Origin of the sequence: Flavobacterium limi (assembly GCF_010645075.1) — a bacterium.
GTDB lineage: Bacteria > Bacteroidota > Bacteroidia > Flavobacteriales > Flavobacteriaceae > Flavobacterium > Flavobacterium limi.
The window spans coordinates 80,382-98,001 of record NZ_JAADZV010000011.1; the positions used below are offsets into that span (position 1 = coordinate 80,382).

Consider the following 17,620-nt stretch of genomic DNA (forward strand, 5'->3'; position numbering starts at 1 on the left):
ATAATTGGGGTTTGGATTTTTTTTTCCACCGTTTAATAACAAATTTTAAATTTATCCTAAACAAAATTACAAAGTGATTTCATACATTTACAGCATTAATTATATTCTCATTTATGAAGCACTTTTTGTTTTTATTATTCTTTTTATATGCTACTACTGGTTTTTCACAATCAGAATATCAAACCTTTATTGATAAATATGAAGAATTTACTTTGTATGCAAAACCAAATAAAACAAATAATCTCTCTAAATATTTTGCAAAAAGAATCGATTCCAGATTGATTGATTCTTACCGAATTACTGATACCATAAAAAACAAAAAATATATTTATTTAACCTTTAGGCTTGACAAATTAAATAAGGTAGTTAGTATAATTGTTAATTCTCCTTATTCAGAATTAAACAAAAGTATTCGTGATGCTTTTAAAGATTTAGATATAGAGGATCTGAATATTGCTGAAAAGAGCCCACTAAATATTTATACACTTCAGATTCTTTCTCAAGAAAATAATAAAATGGTCATTAATTGCAGTACAAATGTAGTGTACGACAGAAATCCAGTATTTGAAGGGTGCGAATCGTCTGCAACCAAATCTAAGTTGTGTAACTGTTTTAATAGTAAGCTTTCAGAATATATTGCAAATACGATATCTCCTAGACAAATTACAAAAGCTAAAATATTAGGTAAATTAAATTTACATGTTAAGTTCTTAATAAATGAAAAAGGAGTTATTGAACAAATAAATTGCAAAGCACCAACAGATAGCCTGACTAAGGAGTTAAATCGCATCGTTGCCTTATTTCCAAAAGCCAAAAGCCCGGCCACCAGAAATGGTAGACCAACAAGTTTTATTTATGTAAAAAACATAGATCTTCAAATAGACTCTAAAAATAAAGAATATACCAAAGAAGTAGAAGAATATAATGGACAGCTATATTCAAATGATTCCTTTTTAAATCCTAATAGTGATTTGGCACTCCATTTTAAAAAATATATAAGTGAAAAGGAGTTAAATGATATTCCTCTTATAGATATACCTGTTCTTAGTATCTATTTTGATATTGACAAAACAGGAAATCCAATTAATATTAAAACGAATGCAAATACAGAACTTAATAATCAGCTTGTTGCAATTTTTAGATATTTTCCCTTTAAAAAATTAAATATCAAACCTCTAAACACTATAGATTCTTACAGTTATCCTATTATCATTAATAGATGTAATAAGAATATTATTATGTCTAACGAGAAGCCTTTTGTACATACGCCTCCAATTTTTGATAAAGATTGCCATTTATCCGGCTCAAAGGAGTTGGATAATTGTATGAATGAAAATATTAAAACAATGGTTGTCAATAATTTTAAAAGAACTATCGGAAATAAAACAAATCTCACAGGAATTATCAAAATTAGTTTTTCATTTCAAATCGATGCTGAAGGAAAGATTACAAATGTAAAAGCATTCGCTCCTAATCCAAGTATTTGCAATGAACTTGAAGAATTAATAAAAAACATATCTGAAGTTTATAAACCCGCCTATTTAAATGGAAATGCAGTGCCAAAAGTCTACAGCTATTCTTATCGATTTGATTTAGGAAAAAATAAAGTTGATGAATTTAAAAATTTGATAAAAACCTATTATTAAAAACAATCTTTAGTTGTAGGCTATAATATTTTTAGAATATTATACACCATTTCTTTTGGAAAAATAGATCGCAAGAATCTGACATAGAATTGGCTCTTAAAAGTGTAACCACCTTCAGCCTGGATTGCAGCAATATGAGTCGTTTCATTATAAAAAAGCATTCCAAAAAAACATATCCTTTTGTTTTTTATTTTCTTCTTTATCCTCACCATAGCTAAACCAATCTTTTGTTTTTTCTTCTATCAATGATTTTAGTTCAATTAATCCATATACTTTTTTAGCAGGAGTCGGCTTTATATCAGATGCGTTACTGATTTCTAAATCTATCTTCACGGCCATAAATGAGATATACAATCTTGGTATTGTGAGTCCCAAAATCATTCCTGGCAAACCATTTATGGAACATGGGCCGCCTGAAATGGTTATATCATCTGTGTAAAAAGCAAACACATAGACGCCATCAGTTCTTTTACCAATAGCTTTCCTGCAATTATAACCCGCTATTTCTCTATGTTCGTTTGTGATTTGCCATTCTATTTTTTGTATACTATCTGTTATTACAAAATTGGTTCCTACTATTTGTTTTTGTATGTTCATTTTTCCTGATGTAAAATCATGATACCAGATATTTTCTTCATCAGCATCTTTTTGATGTTTTGGTATTCTTGTTTTCGGACTCCATCTGTTAAATTTATAAATGCTTTTGTTGTCTGCAAAAATAAAAGTGAAATAGGATATTTTTAAGTCCGACAGGTTCTCTTTCATCATCTCGTCCCAATGGTCATTACTCATTGTTTTTTTGAGATTAGTATTTACCTCATACTCGATTACAGCTTTATCTACAAATTGTTGTGCTTTTGACGTAATTGTAAAGATTAACGCTGCAATAAAAAAAAGTAGTGATTTCATAATCCTGTGATTTATTTTTTTAATATTTTGCGCTGCTCATAAATTCTGAACAGTCTTATAATTATTTTTTTGCTGCTCCGTCACTGTTTTTAAAATTCCAGGTAAAACCTACCATCGCATATCTTTTTAGCCTGTCATTTTGTTCCTCACCTATTACATTTTGGTAAACGTATCTGTTAATTCCTATATTCTGATTTAAAATATCCCTCACCATAATATAAGCTGTGAACTCATCATTTTTAAAGTTACGCTGAAGCCTCGCATTCCACAATTGATTGGTGAGATTGGTTTGAAAATCAACTGTCTTTTGCCGGGTATACAAACTGTAATCTGTAGAGATTTTCCATTTTTTTGCAAAATAAACTCCAATATCCAAATTCAGATCGTTGGTGTTAAATGATTTTATTTCATCATTTTGAGAAGTGGAATTTCTATTATTTGAAAAATAATTACTCAGACTAAACTCATATTTCTTTTCTTTGAATTTACTTAAATAAACTCTAAATCCCGAATTTAAAGTTTTTGTATCGTTGATTTTGCTGTTAATACTAAGAACGGATTTGTTATAATTTAGACTTGGATTTAAATTGACATATAAATCTAATTTTTTTACCTTGAATCCATATCCAAAGTAAAAATTACCTGAAAAATTTCCGTTGGTATTAATAGGTGTGGTAGTTGTTTTAGCACTTTCCGGATCAATATCTTTGTTGTAAGAAATTAAATTTGAAGTTGTACTTAAAGTAATATTTTGATAAAATTGTGATTCTGTCAAAATACTGTAGGTGTTGTGAAATATGGATATCCTGTTTGTAAAGGATTGCTTTAAATCCGGATTACCTAAAATTTGATTAAAGAAATCCTGATTGTTTCTTAAAGGCTGTAACTGATCTATTGTAGGCTGTCTGGTGGCGCCTTCGTAATTAAAACGTAAATTGCTATTGCTTTTGTACTTATAAGAAAAATTTGCCGTTGGAAAAAAATTAGTGTAATGTCGTTCGTATTGCTTATTCAACGTTTGATCCTGCAAATCAAATGACGTGAAACCAAAACCGCTTCCAAAACTATAATTTATTTTTTTAGCATTATAGCTCAATTTTATGTTAGGTCTGTGTGTTGTTATTGTCTGCCTGAATTGATTTGATAACGAATTATCAATCAAATCATATTCACCTGTTTCATCAGAATAATTATAGGTTAAATAATTGCTTTTACCTGTATTATGCGTAATCTGATAGCCAAATTGTAATGCAAAACTTTTACTTAGAGGTTCTGTGTAAACAATGTTCAGTCCTAAGTTTTGATTTGTTTTTTCTCCTTTTTTGTTTTGTTTAACCTTATCTCTGGAAGAAAAATCTCCGTCAATATAGCTATCATTATAAGATTCTAAAAAATTATCTGAATTTGTATCCAACATATTCCAACTGCCATTTATCGATATCGTACGACTTGCTTTAGCAAATTTATGTTTAAATAATACATTGGCGTTCAAAGACTGTTTATCTGAATCTGTTATAAATGTTTTTCGCTGCTTGTTTTTTAATACTCCATTTCCTGTAGTAGTTCCATTGCTGAATTCATCACTTTTTGTATCATAAAAATTAGTTTTAGCAGTAAATTTTATAGAATTTAAAGAATCTAATTTTACATCGTAAGTAGCATTTAACTTAAAGTTGCCTCTGTTTACATTACTAACTGTCGATGTGTTTTCGTTTAACTGAGATTCACCTACTTGTGTTTGAGTATTCCTGATGTTATTATTGGTGTAAATTTGCTTATTATATTTTGGCGATAGATTTAATGTTTGCTTATCATTCCACTTATTACTGTACTGTAATCCAGCATTCGTATTCTTGATAAACCCGTTTTGAGTGTCCACATAAGGTTCTTCATCATTATTTCCGCCTGTCCATTCATAACTTACATTTCCATCGTCATCCATATTCATACTTATATCGTCACGTCCTCCAAACTTATCATTATCCTGCCAGCTAAGTCCGTCCTGCCCCGTATTTCCGTTTAATAAAAAAGCGGATAATTTTCTTTTACCCTTAAAACTGCTAACCATGGAATTAATATTGTACCGGGAATCTTCATCAGAAAAAGGCTGATTTGCAGCATCAATTTTACCAAAATAACCTTTCTTTTTGTCTTCCTTTAATTTCAGGTTAATTGTCTTTTTTGTTTCCCCATCCTCTATTCCTGTAAACTCAGCCTGATCACTTTTTTTATTAAAAACCTGTACTTCTTTTACAGCATCTGCCCTTAGGTTTTTAACCGCCATACCCGGATCATCACCAAAAAATTCTTCGCCGTCTACTAATACCTTTTCTACAGTTTCACCCATTGCTTTTATGGTACCGTTCTTGTCTACTTGAATACCTGGCAGTTTTTTTAACAACTCTTCAACGTTTGCATTGGCATCTACTTTAAAATCACTGGCCCTGTAACTTGTCGTATCTCCTTTAACTCTGATGGAACCTGTTTTTATTATTATCTCCTTTAGCACTTTCAACTTGCTTATTAAGGAAATTGTTCCAAGATTTTTTTCACCATCTTCTAGAGTTATTGAGTCCAGATAGTCGGCATATTGATTATGAGTTGTCATCAGGATGTAGTTCCTGCTTTAATATTTTTTATACTAAATTTTCCCTCTTTATCAGATCGGGTAAACTTGTATAAAATAGAGTCTTTAGGAGTTAATAAAGCAACAACTGAATTATAAATGGGTGTTTTTTCGCTTTCATCGGTTAAAATACCTGAAAGATTTGTTGTTTGAGAAAAGGATGAAAAAGAGAATAAGAACAAAATTGCAATTGCTACTAGAATTTTTGGCATAAATAGTTTCGATTGTAATATTAAATATATTTTCAGCTTTTGTAAGACCTACCTCACAGCGGTCAAAGTAAATATATTTTAACATCATGTCGTTAAAGCTATTTGTTAAATAATTGATAAAATTATTCTTCCAAAAATGATAATTTACAACAATCCCAATTTTTTAAGTTAATTGTGTTCTTTGGATTTAATTTTTTAACATTTTTAAAATAGATTCTACAGTGATAGTTCTCATCACATCTTCATAACCTTCTATCACTTTGTTTCCGTAAACAGAAGTTGGCAGTTTTGGATATTGGTTTCGATCTGAAGTTAAAACGTTTTCCAAACTTTGGTTGAATGGCAAAAATCCTGCGTATGGGTGAGTTGCCCCCCAAAGTGTTATCACTTTTACGCCCAGCATTGCAGCAACATGTGCATTTCCGGAATCCATCGAAAGCATAACATCCAGATTGCTTATCAGTTTTAATTCGTGTTGAAATTTAATTTTTCCGGCTACGTTTATTACGTTTTCAAATGGTTCTGAAAGTGAATCTAAAATTTCGATTTCTTTTTTTCCTCCGCCAAAAAGCAAAATTTTATGGTTTGAATTTTGTGCCAATGCAGCTATCACTTCCTTCATTAAATCCAAAGGATAAACCTTAGAATCATACTGTGCAAAAGGTGCAATCCCGATTAATTTTTGATAATTCTCTCCTATTAAATCTGTAATTACAGTGCTTAAAATGGCTTTTTCAGGAAATTCAGGGTTTGATAAATCTAAGGGAAAACCCAGTTCTTCAAACACTTTTGCATGCCTTTCAAACATCGTTGGCAATTGTTTGAAGATTTTGTTTTCGGCACGGGTTAATTCTTTTTTTCCTTCTCTCCCTTTATCTACGGTTGCTTTTTTTTTTCCGCTTAAAGCGAAAAGTAAACTCACAACCTCAGACCTGAGCACATTATGAAGATCTGCAAATGCATCAATTTTAAGTTTTTTTAAATCTCTGAATAATCGCAAAAGTCCCGGAAATCCTTTGTGTTTTTCTTTTTCATCAAAAGCAAAAAATTCAAGGTTCGGAATACCGTCAAAAAAAGGTTTAAAAAATGGACGCGAAATTACAGTTAGTTTTACTGTGGGATATTGTTTTACAAAAGCGCGTAAAACAGGAACCGTCATGGCGACATCTCCCATTGCGGATAGTCTCATGACGGCTATGTGTTTAATTTTGGTGGACAAGTCAGCCAAATTATTTTTTATTTTGATATAAAACCGGGTTCAGTTCATCGTCATTGTACATTTTCATTTGTTTGTACACTTTCATGAATTTATCCCCGTTTTCGATATCAGCCAATAATTCTTCAATTGCTGTAGATAAATCTGTTCTCTGCTCTAAAAGAATGTTTAATTTTTCCTGACATTTATCTCTGTGTTCCTGTGTAGCTTCAGCACGTGTAGCTTCTTCGTGCATGTGATAAATTTTTAATGCCAGAATCGACAATCTGTCAAATGCCCAGGCCGGACTTTCAGAATTTATTTTTGCTCCGTCTTTTGCTTTTATATGACTGTATTTCTGTAAAAAGTAACTGTCAATATATTCAACCATATCAGTTCTTTCCTGATTTGAAGCATCAATCTTTCTTTTTAAAGTCAAAGCTGCTACAGGATCAATTTGCGGATCACGAATTATATCTTCATAATGCCATTGAACCGTATCAATCCAGTTTTTTAAATATAATAAATGTTCGAATTTATCTTTAGGAAACGGATTGTTTATAGGTTGATCAACACTATCAAATTCATGATAATCTTTGATGCTTTGTTCGAAAACTGAATATGCTAATTTTGAAAACATGTATTTATTTTTTAGAGTTACAAAGATACTTTTTATACTTTTATAGTTAGGTAAAAAAACTTTAATTTTTCATTTCCAGTCATAAGCAATTGATAATTCTAAAAATTTATTATGAAAATCCATTATATCTCTGAAAATAATAGCGTCTTAAATCATTTCTTAGGACAAATCAGAAACGTAAATATTCAGAACGATAGTATGCGGTTTCGAAGAAATATTGAACGAATTGGTGAAATTATGGCGTATGAACTGAGCAAAAATCTTTCGTATAAAAACGTAGAAATCCAAACACCGCTCGGTATAAAAAAAACAACCGAAATTGAAAGTGATTTGGTTCTATGCTCTATTTTAAGGGCCGGATTACCGCTTCATAATGGTTTTTTAAATTATTTTGATGCTGCCGAAAATAGCTTTGTTTCAGCCTGCAGGCATCATCCCAATAATGATGATGCTTTCGAAATTTTAGTGGAGTATCAGGCACTTTCTAACCTAAACAATAAAACGGTTTTACTTCTTGATCCGATGCTGGCAACCGGTCAGTCTATTGTTGCAGTTCATGAAAAATTAGTTCAGAATGCTGTTCCAAAGGAAATTCATATTGCAGTTGTTATTGCTGCGCCTGAAGGTGTTGCCTATATTGAAAAAAATCTTCCTGAAAACTGTCATTTATGGATTGCTGCCTTAGACGAAAAATTAAACGCAAAAAACTATATAGTTCCCGGACTTGGCGATGCCGGTGATCTTGCTTACGGAAACAAATTATAGCTGAGAGAAAAAAGTAAATAAACTACAGCAAATAAGTACATAAAATATAATTTCTTTATTTAGCTTTTGCTGCATATATTCAATAGTGCTCGATGCCATGATAGTCAAAGGAGTAATGCTGAACAACAATAAATCATTGCTTTTGTTTGCCGAAAGAAGAAAAACAAATACTGCTATAAAAAAACATGCAACAACTTTTTTATATGAAGTATGTACAATTTGCGGTCTGTTTGATAAGGTCGTTACCATTGAAACTACAAAAAATAAAACTACTGCAACATAGATTGAAAATGCTCCATTTTCGTAATTATTTTTAAAATACTCAATCCTTAAATCGATAACTGCCCGATCCTGAATAAATTTAATTGCGTCGAAATTGAACATTAAGGATGTCGTTAAAAATAATAATGCAACTGCCAAAAGGGCAATAAAAGGTAAAACCCAATTTCTATAATCCCTCGAAACGTGAAAGATTATGGATATAAAAACCAAAATCAGGAAAAGAATACACCAAAATTGAAATAACGAAGCCACTAAAATCCAAAAAGAAGCATCAAATATTTTTTCTTTTGAAGCTTTTAAAGATTGTAAAGAAATTAATCTCCGAAGCGCTAATAACAGAAAAAAATTAGCATAAATGACATTTGCGTTATTGAATATCGTTGGGAAAAATAATAGCAAAAGTAAATAGAATAATATCGCATATCCGTTGTCTTTACTGAGTCCGTTCTTTTTAACGATGAAATTTATCAGAAAAAAAGAGGCTAAAATAAAACACAATAAACTTATATTTTGAAACACCAAAAAATAAGAACTCATCCATGACGGTTCCTGAATTTGAAACAGAAAAAAGAAAACCAGTATTAAAATTACGACCAAAGAATAATTTAATGGTGTAGATTTTTTAAAAACACTTGTTATCATAAGGATATTTTATACTTTTGTGATTGTAAAGATACTACTTGTTTAAAATGAAAAAACCAAACAAGTTGAAAAAAGATTCGAATAATCGAATTTTATCTTCAAAGCATTACACAACAATAAATAACATATAATTTTAAAGAATTATGACAGCTTTTTTTGAAGGAATACAATACTTATTCGTTAACATTTTGTTTGCTCCTCTTGACTTTTTACGTCGTTTGGAATTGATTACATGGTTTGGTGCAAACACTATCAACTGGATTTTCATGATCATCTGCTCTGCTGCAATCGTATATTGGATTAAACAATTACGCATTTTTGATGACGCCGGAACAGAAAACCAGGATACAACGGCTCATTCATTTTTAAAATAAAAACCAAACCCTTTAATTAAAAAGGGCTGGAATTATTTTTAGATTAAATCAAAACCGATATCTTTTCTAAAATACATCTTATCAAAGCTTAGTTTATCTATGTTTTGGTAAGATTTTTTTATGGCCTCCTGGAAATTATCTCCGTATGATGTTACAGCAATTACACGTCCTCCATTAGTAACGACATTTTCGCCATCTAATTTTGTTCCTGCGTGAAAAACTATCGAATCCTGTATATTTTCTAATCCTGTAATTACTTTTCCTTTTTCGAATTCTTCAGGATATCCGCCGGATACCACCATTACAGTTGTAGCACTTCTCGGATCAACTTCTAAATTAAAGTCTCCCAATTTTTGGTCCGCAACAGACAAGAACAATTCAACTAAATCTGATTTTAATCTTGGAACCACAACTTCAGTTTCAGGATCACCCATTCTTACGTTGTACTCAATAACGATTGGTTCGTTTTTAACGTTGATCAAACCAATGAACACAAAACCTTTATATTCGATTCCGTCTTTTTGAAAACCTTCGATTGTTGGTTTTACAATACGGGTTTCAATTTTTTCCATTAAAACCGCATCAACATAAGGAACTGGGGAAACTGCTCCCATTCCGCCTGTGTTTAAACCTGTATCTCCTTCTCCGATTCTTTTGTAATCTTTTGCTGTTGGAAGAATTTTATAGCTTTTTCCGTCAGTTAAAACGAAACAGCTTAATTCGATTCCGTCCAGGAATTCTTCGATAACCACTTTTGAACTTGCTGTTCCGAATTTGGCGTGAACCAGCATATTACGCAATTCTGTCTTTGCTTCTTCAAGATCCTGAATAATCAAAACACCTTTTCCGGCTGCTAAACCGTCTGCTTTTAAAACGTAAGGTGGTTGTAATGTTTCCAAAAATTCACATCCTTGTTCAACTGTTTCGGCAGTAAAACTGTCATAAGCAGCAGTTGGAATGTTATGTTTCATCAGGAATTCTTTTGCGAATTCTTTACTTCCTTCTAATTGAGCACCTAATTTAGATGGTCCAATAACCGGAATATGTTTTAAACTTTCGTCATTTTTAAAATAATCGTAAATACCTTTTACCAACGGATCTTCAGGTCCTACGACTACTAAACTTATATTTTCCTTAAGAACTAAAGCTTTTACCGCTTCAAAATCTGTTGCAGATATGGCAACGTTTTCAGCAATTGCAGCAGTTCCTGCATTTCCAGGTACTACAAAAAGTTTTTCGCAAAGCGGACTCTGAGTCATTTTCCATGCAAATGCATGCTCTCTTCCGCCTGATCCCAATAATAAAATTGTCATGTGTTGTTGTATTTAGTTTTGGTGCAAAAATAATTGCTTTTGCACGTAAAAAATAATTAAATCCCAAAAAGTTATTGATTCTTGGCTTTTAGTAGCTGGTAAATATTATTTTTGATAAAAATAATCCTGAAATGATTCGCCTTTTTGATATTTCCCTTCAATTAAATGGTTTTCCGATAAAGAAAGCCAAAACCGAATTGGATAAAATTGTTCATTTTTCAGAAGAAGAATATGTTTCGTTTCTTGAAAATAAAAAAAGAGAAATCGTTGATTTTCACCTCAAAAACAATTCATTTTATGCAGTATTAGCAGGAAATACAACTTCTGAAAACTGGGAAAATCTTCCCATCCTGAACAAGCAAAACCTGCAGAAACCCCTTGCAGAAAGACTTTCAAACGGTTATTCAAAAAAAAACATCTACCTCAACAAAACGTCCGGATCAAGCGGAACACCTTTTGTTTTTGCTAAAGATAAATATTCTCACGCTCTAACCTGGGCATCAAATATGATGCGTTTTGGATGGTTCAGTATCGATTTTAATCATTCGTATCAGGCCCGTTTTTATGGAATTCCAATGGATTTTATTGGATATCAAAAAGAACGTTTCAAGGATTTTTTAACGCATCGTTTTCGTTTTCCTGTTTTTGATTTATCTGATGAAGTTCTCGAAAAATTTCTGCATAAATTCAAAACCAAAAAATTCGATTACCTCAACGGATATACGAGTTCTATTGTTTTGTTTGCCAAATTTTTAGAGCAAAAAAACATTGTTCTAAATGAAATCTGTCCAAGCTTAAAAGCATGTTTTGTTACTTCTGAAATGCTTTTTGAATCAGATAAAAAATTGCTGGAAAAACAATTCGGCATTCCGATTATTAGTGAATATGGCGCTTCCGAATTGGATTTGATTGCTTTCGAAAATCCGCGGGGAGAATGGCAGGTAAATGCTGAAACTCTTTTTGTTGAAATTTTAGATGAAAACAATCATCCTGTTCCACATGGAACAGAAGGTAAAATTGTAATTACCTCTTTATTCAACAAAGCAAATCCTTTCATTCGATATGAAATTGGCGACATTGGAATTTTGGACGAAAAAAGCACGCCGCAAAAACCAATCCTAAAAAAACTGATTGGAAGAACGAATGACGTTGCGATTTTACCAAGCGGTAAAAAATCTCCTGGCCTGACATTTTATTATGTAACTAAAAGCATTATTGAAGACGATGGAAACGTCAAAGAATTTATTATCAAACAAACCAAATTAGACACTTTTGAAATTGATTATGTTGCTGAAAAAGAATTAGTTTCAGAACAAATAGAAAAAATAAAACAAGCAATTGATCTGTATCTGGAACCACATCTAAACTTCACTTTCACCCGAAAAACAGTTTTAGAAAGAACCAATCGGGGGAAATTAAAACAGTTTAAATCATTTCTATAATATAGATAAAATCTTACATTTGTTTTTTTCATTTAAAAACTTATGGACAATCATTCTTTACTTTCAGAAGAAACAATTTCTAATAAAATATATTTTATTCGCGGACAAAAGGTAATGCTGGATAGTGATTTAGCTTCGCTTTATGATGTTGAAACTAAAAGACTAAATGAACAAGTTAAAAGAAATTTATCCAGATTTCCTAAAGATTTCATGTTTCAACTAACTGAAAATGAATATAATTCTTCAAGGTCGCAAATTGCGACCTTGAAGAATGGAAGAGGCTCAAATTTAAAATACCTCCCTTATGCCTTTACGGAACATGGAATTTTAATGCTTTCTAGTGTTTTAAAAAGTGACAAAGCAATACAAACTAATATTCAAATCATGAGGATTTTCACGAAAGTGAGACAAATGCTTTTGGATACAACTGAAATAAAAGTTGATATTTTGCAGATTCAAAAAAAGCTAGAAAATCACGATAAAAATATAGAACTGGTGTTTTTCTTACCTGGATGAGTTAACCGAGAAGAAAGAAAACGAAACAGAAAGAGTAAAAATTGGTTATAAAAAGTAACTATTTTTGGATTACAAATTTTGGTCTTAAAAAATGAAGTCGCAATTTGCGACCATGACTAATTTAAATTTTCTTTATATATCGCGGTTTTATAATCAACTGTGTATATAAAAACCTCATCATCAACAAAACAGAAAACACAAAATTATATCCGTGGAATTCTCTGTAAACTCCAAAATTGTGTTTTATCAGTTTGAATTTTGAAGATGATACTGAATTTTTTCTGATTCTGTAAAAAGCCAGAGATTCCGGGACAGGTTTTGCTATTTTTATTTGTTTTAAAATCGTAAGCCATATTCTCCAATCCTGGCGCTTTTGTGATGTTTCCAGAATAATTTTTCCGAAATAATCCGCATCATAAATAGCTGTCAGATTACCTACATAATTACAGAAAAACAATTGTTTGTAAGTTAATGGATTTGGTGATTCTACTTTTCTGTTTAAATTATTTCCTTCTTCATCAATAGAATGGTAAAAACTAAAAGTAAAATGTAAATTATTCGTTTTTAAAAACTGAATTTGCTTTTCTAATTTCTCGGGAAACCACAAATCATCGGCATCCAAATAGGCAATATATTTTCCTGTGGCTTTTTCTAAAGCGGCATTTCTCGCAAAACCATTTCCTTGATTTTCAGGTAACTTAAAGAGTTTGATTCTGTTATCTTTTTGGGTAAATTCTTCAATTATCGTAACTGTTTCATCATTTGAAGCATCATCAGCTAAAATCATTTCCCAGTTTTGATAACTTTGATCCAGTACCGATTGCAGCGTTTGCCGAATATATTTCTCGGCATTATATGTAGGCGTTATGATAGAAACTAACTCACTCATTAATATGCTTTTTCATCACCTTTAATAATATGATAAATTGTAGTTACAATAATTTTAAGATCTAATAAAATTGACCAGTTTTCGATGTAAAAAATATCATATTTGACCCGGTTTATAATATCATAATCGGTTTCGATTTCTCCGCGAAAACCTTTTACCTGAGCCAAACCTGTAATTCCGGGTTTTATAAAATGGCGTACCATAAATTTATCTACCTTAAGTATATATTCCTGATTATAACTTACAATATGTGGCCTTGGCCCGACTACAGACATTTCCCCGATCAAAACATTAAAAAACTGAGGCAGTTCATCAATACTGGTTTTTCGAATAAACCTCCCTATTTTAGTGACTCTCGGATCGTTTTTAGAAACCTGATTTGAATAGTCGTTATTACTCAATTCCATTGAACGGAACTTATAACAATAGAATTCCTTATTATTAAGCCCATTCCGTTTTTGTCTGAGCAAAACGGGACCTTTTGACTCCAGTTTTATTAAAACTCCTAAAATTGGCAATACCCAGGAAAGAACTCCAATGATGATAATTATTGAAAAAACAACATCAAAACTTCGTTTCATTATCTTATACAAATGTTCATCGAGACGTATACTCCGAAGGGCAATTACAGGAATATAGTCATAATATTCTAAGATGAAATTTCTAAAAAATATCTGATTGTCATCTGGAATAAATTTCAATGTTTTCAGGTTACTGTCGGCAAAATCAATAATTTCATTCATCTGATCCTGGGATAAACCGATAATAGAACAATACATTTCATCCATGTTTTTATTCAGTACAAATTCAAACATTTGTTCAATATGCTCCGTTTTTACTTTTTCAAATTCAAAAACATGAATCAGTTCATATCCATAATCCGGATTCTCAGTAAAGAAATGCCTTAAAGGGGAAATACTTTCGTTATTTCCCAGCAGCACAACTCTTCTGTGATTTCCGCCAAAGACAACCCTGTAGGTCTGCAGGAAATAGTAGATTGAAAACTTAATGAATAAAATAAGAATGAATACAAACCATAAGTAAAACAGCAATGTTCTAAAACTGGTTTGTTTCGCATAAAAGAAGGCTAGTGCAAAAACTACAAAACCAAATAAACAGGCTTGTTTTAAAGCGCAATTTAAAATTGCAATAACTTTGGTATAACGATATACTTCGTAAAAACCTAAATCGGAAGCAATACCAATCCAGCCAATATTTAGTACAGCTAAAAATAAAAATTTATCTACAGGAAAATGCGCAATATATACCGCAAAAAAATTGATAATAAGTAAATCAATCAAATAGGAGAACGGACGGATGTAGCCTGAATATTTTCCTGTTTTGGTCCGCATTTATTTTATATAATTTGAAAAATCCTTATGTTCTTCTTTTGAAAGTTCCTCTTTTGAAAGCGATTTAAAATAATCGTAGGTAATTTTCATCCCTTCGGCACGGCTTACTTTAGCTTCCCATCCTAACAATTCTTTTGCTTTTGAAGTATCCGGCTGGCGCTGCAAAGGATCATTTATTGGTAACGGATGGTACACTACTTTTTGACTGGTTCCGGTAAGTTTAATTATTTCCTCTGCAAAATCTTTGATAGTAATCTCATCAGGATTTCCAATATTCACAGGATATACATAATCCGAATGCAACAATCTGTAAATTCCTTCTACCTGATCGTCAACATAACAGAAAGAACGTGTCTGCATTCCGTCTCCAAAAATGGTCAGATCTTCTCCACGAAGTGCCTGTCCTATAAAAGCCGGAATCACCCGCCCATCATTTAGACGCATTCTTGGTCCGTAAGTATTAAAAATACGTACAATTCGGGTTTCTACACCATGAAAAGTATGGTACGCCATGGTTATTGATTCCTGAAAACGTTTGGCCTCATCATAAACTCCGCGTGGTCCAATTGTATTTACGTTTCCGTAATATTCTTCTGTCTGCGGATGAACTAAAGGATCTCCATATACTTCAGAAGTAGAAGCAATCAAAATCCTTGCTTTTTTTACACGGGCCAAACCTAATAAATTGTGTGTTCCCAAAGAACCAACTTTTAAAGTCTGAATTGGAATCTTTAAATAATCTATTGGGCTTGCAGGTGAGGCAAAGTGCAATATATAATCTAATTCGCCGGGAATATGAACAAATTTTGTAATGTCATGATGATAGAATTCAAAGTGCTCCAATTTGAATAAATGTTCAATATTTTTAAGATCTCCGGTAATCAGATTATCCATTCCGATAACATAATAGCCTTCTTTGATAAATCTATCGCACAAATGAGACCCTAAAAATCCTGCGGCACCCGTAATAAGTATTCTTTTCATATTAATTTGTTTCCTTCAGCAAATTTACTTTTTTCAATTTTATAAAGTAAATTTAACTTTTATCTTTTTCTGTGCTGATTAAATTTACTCCGAGCTGATTATTCAGATTTAAAATTTGTTCCAGAATTTTAATCGTAATTAAATACGTTGGCTTTACCCCTGTCGTTCCTAATCCACCTGAAGCCAGTGTGCTACCGGTTTCTAAAGGGTTGTCTGAAGCATAATATGCATATCTTACTTTTATATCCTGAGGCACACTTTTTCTAATTTTTGATGCCGACTGAATTGCCTTTTGATAATAAGATCCTTCCATTTCCAGACCAATTACACCCCAGGTCGATTCGTGAAAAAATTTCAACAAATCCCTGTTTTGTAATGAGGTCCCTAAAACGGTTACCATCGCGCCTTCAAAAACGGCAATATCATTTCCTTCGAACATCGCACCTGTTAATTCATTTTCGAAGAAATAATTATCTGCAGTTCCTTCATTAATATGCGCTGACGGAATCATAATATCTCCTTTCCCTCCTTCCAGAATTCCGGCCTTACCCATTATTGAAACCGATTTCACATTGAGTAAAGTTTCTTTTTTATACGGTTTCAAAAGCTCATCAATCGTTTCATATGCCTGCTCGCCAAAAGCATAATCCATTACAATTATAACCGGTTTTTCTTCCCCTACATTTGCATAAGCAAAGGCTGTTTTGCTCCAGTCAATTTTGGCTGTATCAAAAATCTGGACATCAATATTGGTTCCGGATGCATCAGGTAAAGAAATCATTCCGTTTTTCAAGGCTAATTCTTCCACTAAACTTCTGGTATCTTTGGCTGCAGATTTACTTAATTCTTCATAAATAAAGAAATCCGATTTGTCTTTAAATTTCGTTTTCAGCAGCGGCGTAGCAAAAATTGAGTTCATCACACTATGCATGTTTGCACTAATGATATGAATTGGTCTTTTTAAAAGATTATTCGCCTTTAAAACTTCCTTAATGTTGGTAGCCCATATTTCTCCATGAATATGGTGTCCCAATCGTTCTCTTAAAACCGGACTAAAAGTGATTGTTCTTTTATTGTTATCCATCATTTCCTCAATGGCTAATTTCCCAAGCCAATAGATTACATGCAGAAAACGATCCGGCGCATTTTCAGAACCAAAAGCATCATAAATATCCAAAACTTCTTCGAATGTTCTGGCTAAAATATTAGCTGCATGCGATATAGCTTTTTCTTTTTCTATCTGAGACAGTTTTTTGGTTTGCAATATAGCCTGTTCCAGTTTGAGCCAGTCACGTGAAACTTCACCTCCGTCGTCAATTAGAACCCTGTTTTTGATTTTATGTGATTCTATAAAAATAAAAGTCAAATGTGTCAGTATATCGTAAATGTCTGAACGGCCACGCGTGATTTCAACATTCATTTGTTCCTCATCAATTCTGTAGCAGTTTCTTCTTCTTTTTGGAGGAACAATCGGCTGAAAATGCGATTTGGAATAACCTTCATCTGAAGTTAAATTGATGAAACGGCACTGTTCTATCCCTATTGGAAGACGTTCAATAACGTACAAAAGTCCATTTAGTTCTACTTTTTCTTCTGCTATATTTCCGTAGATTTCAGGACGCAATGCCAATAATGATTCTCTTAAACTATCGCCCGAAACCCCCATTGGTTTGTAAAAACCGCGGTTGAATAAATGACGCATCGTTATGTACATTTTTTCAATTGCGGCAGAGGATTCCTGAGCTCTTGATCTTGATATATGTTTGGTTTCTTTCATTTTTTTTATTTTAAATTTCTCCGAGAGAGAAAACGAGTAATTTGTTTAAACGAAAA

At 32.1% G+C, this 17,620-nt stretch carries 16 protein-coding genes; 5 read left to right on the plus strand and 11 right to left on the minus strand.

Features of this window, described 5'->3' with window-relative positions:
* The first annotated feature begins 278 nt into the window (after positions 1–278).
* Positions 279–1,646, plus strand: coding sequence for a hypothetical protein (locus GXM16_RS19475; RefSeq protein WP_163396168.1), 1,368 nt, complete (start codon positions 279–281; stop codon positions 1,644–1,646).
* 147 nt (positions 1,647–1,793) lie between these two features.
* Here GXM16_RS19475 and GXM16_RS19480 read toward each other — a convergent pair whose 3' ends face one another.
* The 5 genes from GXM16_RS19480 to GXM16_RS19500 all read right to left on the minus strand — a co-directional run bounded on the left by GXM16_RS19480 (position 1,794) and on the right by GXM16_RS19500 (position 7,228).
* Entirely contained in the window at positions 1,794–2,555 is a 762-nt protein-coding gene (locus tag GXM16_RS19480) for a GLPGLI family protein (RefSeq protein WP_163396169.1), read from the minus strand.
* A 61-nt stretch (positions 2,556–2,616) separates the two neighbouring features.
* Positions 2,617–5,163, minus strand: coding sequence for an outer membrane beta-barrel protein (locus GXM16_RS19485; RefSeq protein WP_163396170.1), 2,547 nt, complete (start codon positions 5,161–5,163; stop codon positions 2,617–2,619).
* Positions 5,163–5,393, minus strand: coding sequence for a peptidase associated/transthyretin-like domain-containing protein (locus GXM16_RS19490; RefSeq protein ID WP_163396171.1), 231 nt, complete (start codon positions 5,391–5,393; stop codon positions 5,163–5,165). Before GXM16_RS19490 ends, GXM16_RS19485 begins: the two co-directional genes overlap by 1 nt.
* 187 nt (positions 5,394–5,580) lie before the next feature.
* On the minus strand, positions 5,581–6,582 hold the full coding sequence (locus GXM16_RS19495; protein WP_163396172.1) for a glycosyltransferase family 9 protein: 1,002 nt from the start codon (positions 6,580–6,582) through the stop codon (positions 5,581–5,583).
* 40 nt (positions 6,583–6,622) lie between these two features.
* Complete coding sequence (locus GXM16_RS19500; RefSeq protein ID WP_163396173.1) at positions 6,623–7,228, minus strand: DUF4254 domain-containing protein; 606 nt, start codon at positions 7,226–7,228, stop codon at positions 6,623–6,625.
* A gap of 111 nt (positions 7,229–7,339) precedes the next feature.
* On the opposite strand from GXM16_RS19500, the gene upp reads away from it, so the two are divergent.
* Complete coding sequence (gene upp, locus GXM16_RS19505) at positions 7,340–7,993, plus strand: uracil phosphoribosyltransferase (protein WP_163396174.1); 654 nt, start codon at positions 7,340–7,342, stop codon at positions 7,991–7,993.
* On the opposite strand, the gene GXM16_RS19510 is transcribed toward upp, so the two are convergent.
* Positions 7,988–8,917 carry a DUF6427 family protein gene (locus tag GXM16_RS19510; RefSeq protein WP_163396175.1) on the minus strand — a complete coding sequence of 310 codons (930 nt, stop codon included), beginning with the start codon at positions 8,915–8,917 and terminating at the stop codon, positions 7,988–7,990. The two genes, upp and GXM16_RS19510, sit on opposite strands and share 6 nt — an antisense overlap.
* Before the next feature lie 143 nt (positions 8,918–9,060).
* Between GXM16_RS19510 and GXM16_RS19515 the strand changes: the two genes are divergently transcribed.
* Positions 9,061–9,291, plus strand: coding sequence for a DUF6341 family protein (locus GXM16_RS19515; RefSeq protein ID WP_025571310.1), 231 nt, complete (start codon positions 9,061–9,063; stop codon positions 9,289–9,291).
* 38 nt (positions 9,292–9,329) lie between these two features.
* Here GXM16_RS19515 and purD read toward each other — a convergent pair whose 3' ends face one another.
* Complete coding sequence (gene purD, locus GXM16_RS19520) at positions 9,330–10,604, minus strand: phosphoribosylamine--glycine ligase (RefSeq protein ID WP_163396176.1); 1,275 nt, start codon at positions 10,602–10,604, stop codon at positions 9,330–9,332.
* A 131-nt stretch (positions 10,605–10,735) separates the two neighbouring features.
* On the opposite strand from purD, the gene GXM16_RS19525 reads away from it, so the two are divergent.
* Complete coding sequence (locus GXM16_RS19525; protein ID WP_163396177.1) at positions 10,736–12,046, plus strand: phenylacetate--CoA ligase family protein; 1,311 nt, start codon at positions 10,736–10,738, stop codon at positions 12,044–12,046.
* Positions 12,047–12,088: 42 nt separating this feature from the next.
* Entirely contained in the window at positions 12,089–12,562 is a 474-nt protein-coding gene (locus tag GXM16_RS19530; RefSeq protein ID WP_229684394.1) for an ORF6N domain-containing protein, read from the plus strand.
* Positions 12,563–12,683: 121 nt separating this feature from the next.
* Here the strand turns inward: GXM16_RS19530 and GXM16_RS19535 are convergent, their stop codons facing one another.
* The 4 genes from GXM16_RS19535 to GXM16_RS19550 are packed head-to-tail and all read right to left on the minus strand — an operon-like array spanning position 12,684 to position 17,564.
* Positions 12,684–13,451 carry a glycosyltransferase family 2 protein gene (locus tag GXM16_RS19535; RefSeq protein ID WP_163396178.1) on the minus strand — a complete coding sequence of 256 codons (768 nt, stop codon included), beginning with the start codon at positions 13,449–13,451 and terminating at the stop codon, positions 12,684–12,686.
* Positions 13,451–14,803 (minus strand): exopolysaccharide biosynthesis polyprenyl glycosylphosphotransferase, encoded by a 1,353-nt coding sequence (locus GXM16_RS19540; RefSeq protein WP_163396179.1) that lies wholly within the window; start codon positions 14,801–14,803, stop codon positions 13,451–13,453. Before GXM16_RS19540 ends, GXM16_RS19535 begins: the two co-directional genes overlap by 1 nt.
* Positions 14,804–15,787, minus strand: a complete 984-nt coding sequence (locus tag GXM16_RS19545) for a UDP-glucuronic acid decarboxylase family protein (RefSeq protein ID WP_163396180.1) — start codon at positions 15,785–15,787, stop codon at positions 14,804–14,806.
* Positions 15,788–15,839: 52 nt separating this feature from the next.
* Positions 15,840–17,564, minus strand: coding sequence for a DUF6909 family protein (locus tag GXM16_RS19550; RefSeq protein WP_163396181.1), 1,725 nt, complete (start codon positions 17,562–17,564; stop codon positions 15,840–15,842).
* Positions 17,565–17,620 lie beyond the last annotated feature (56 nt).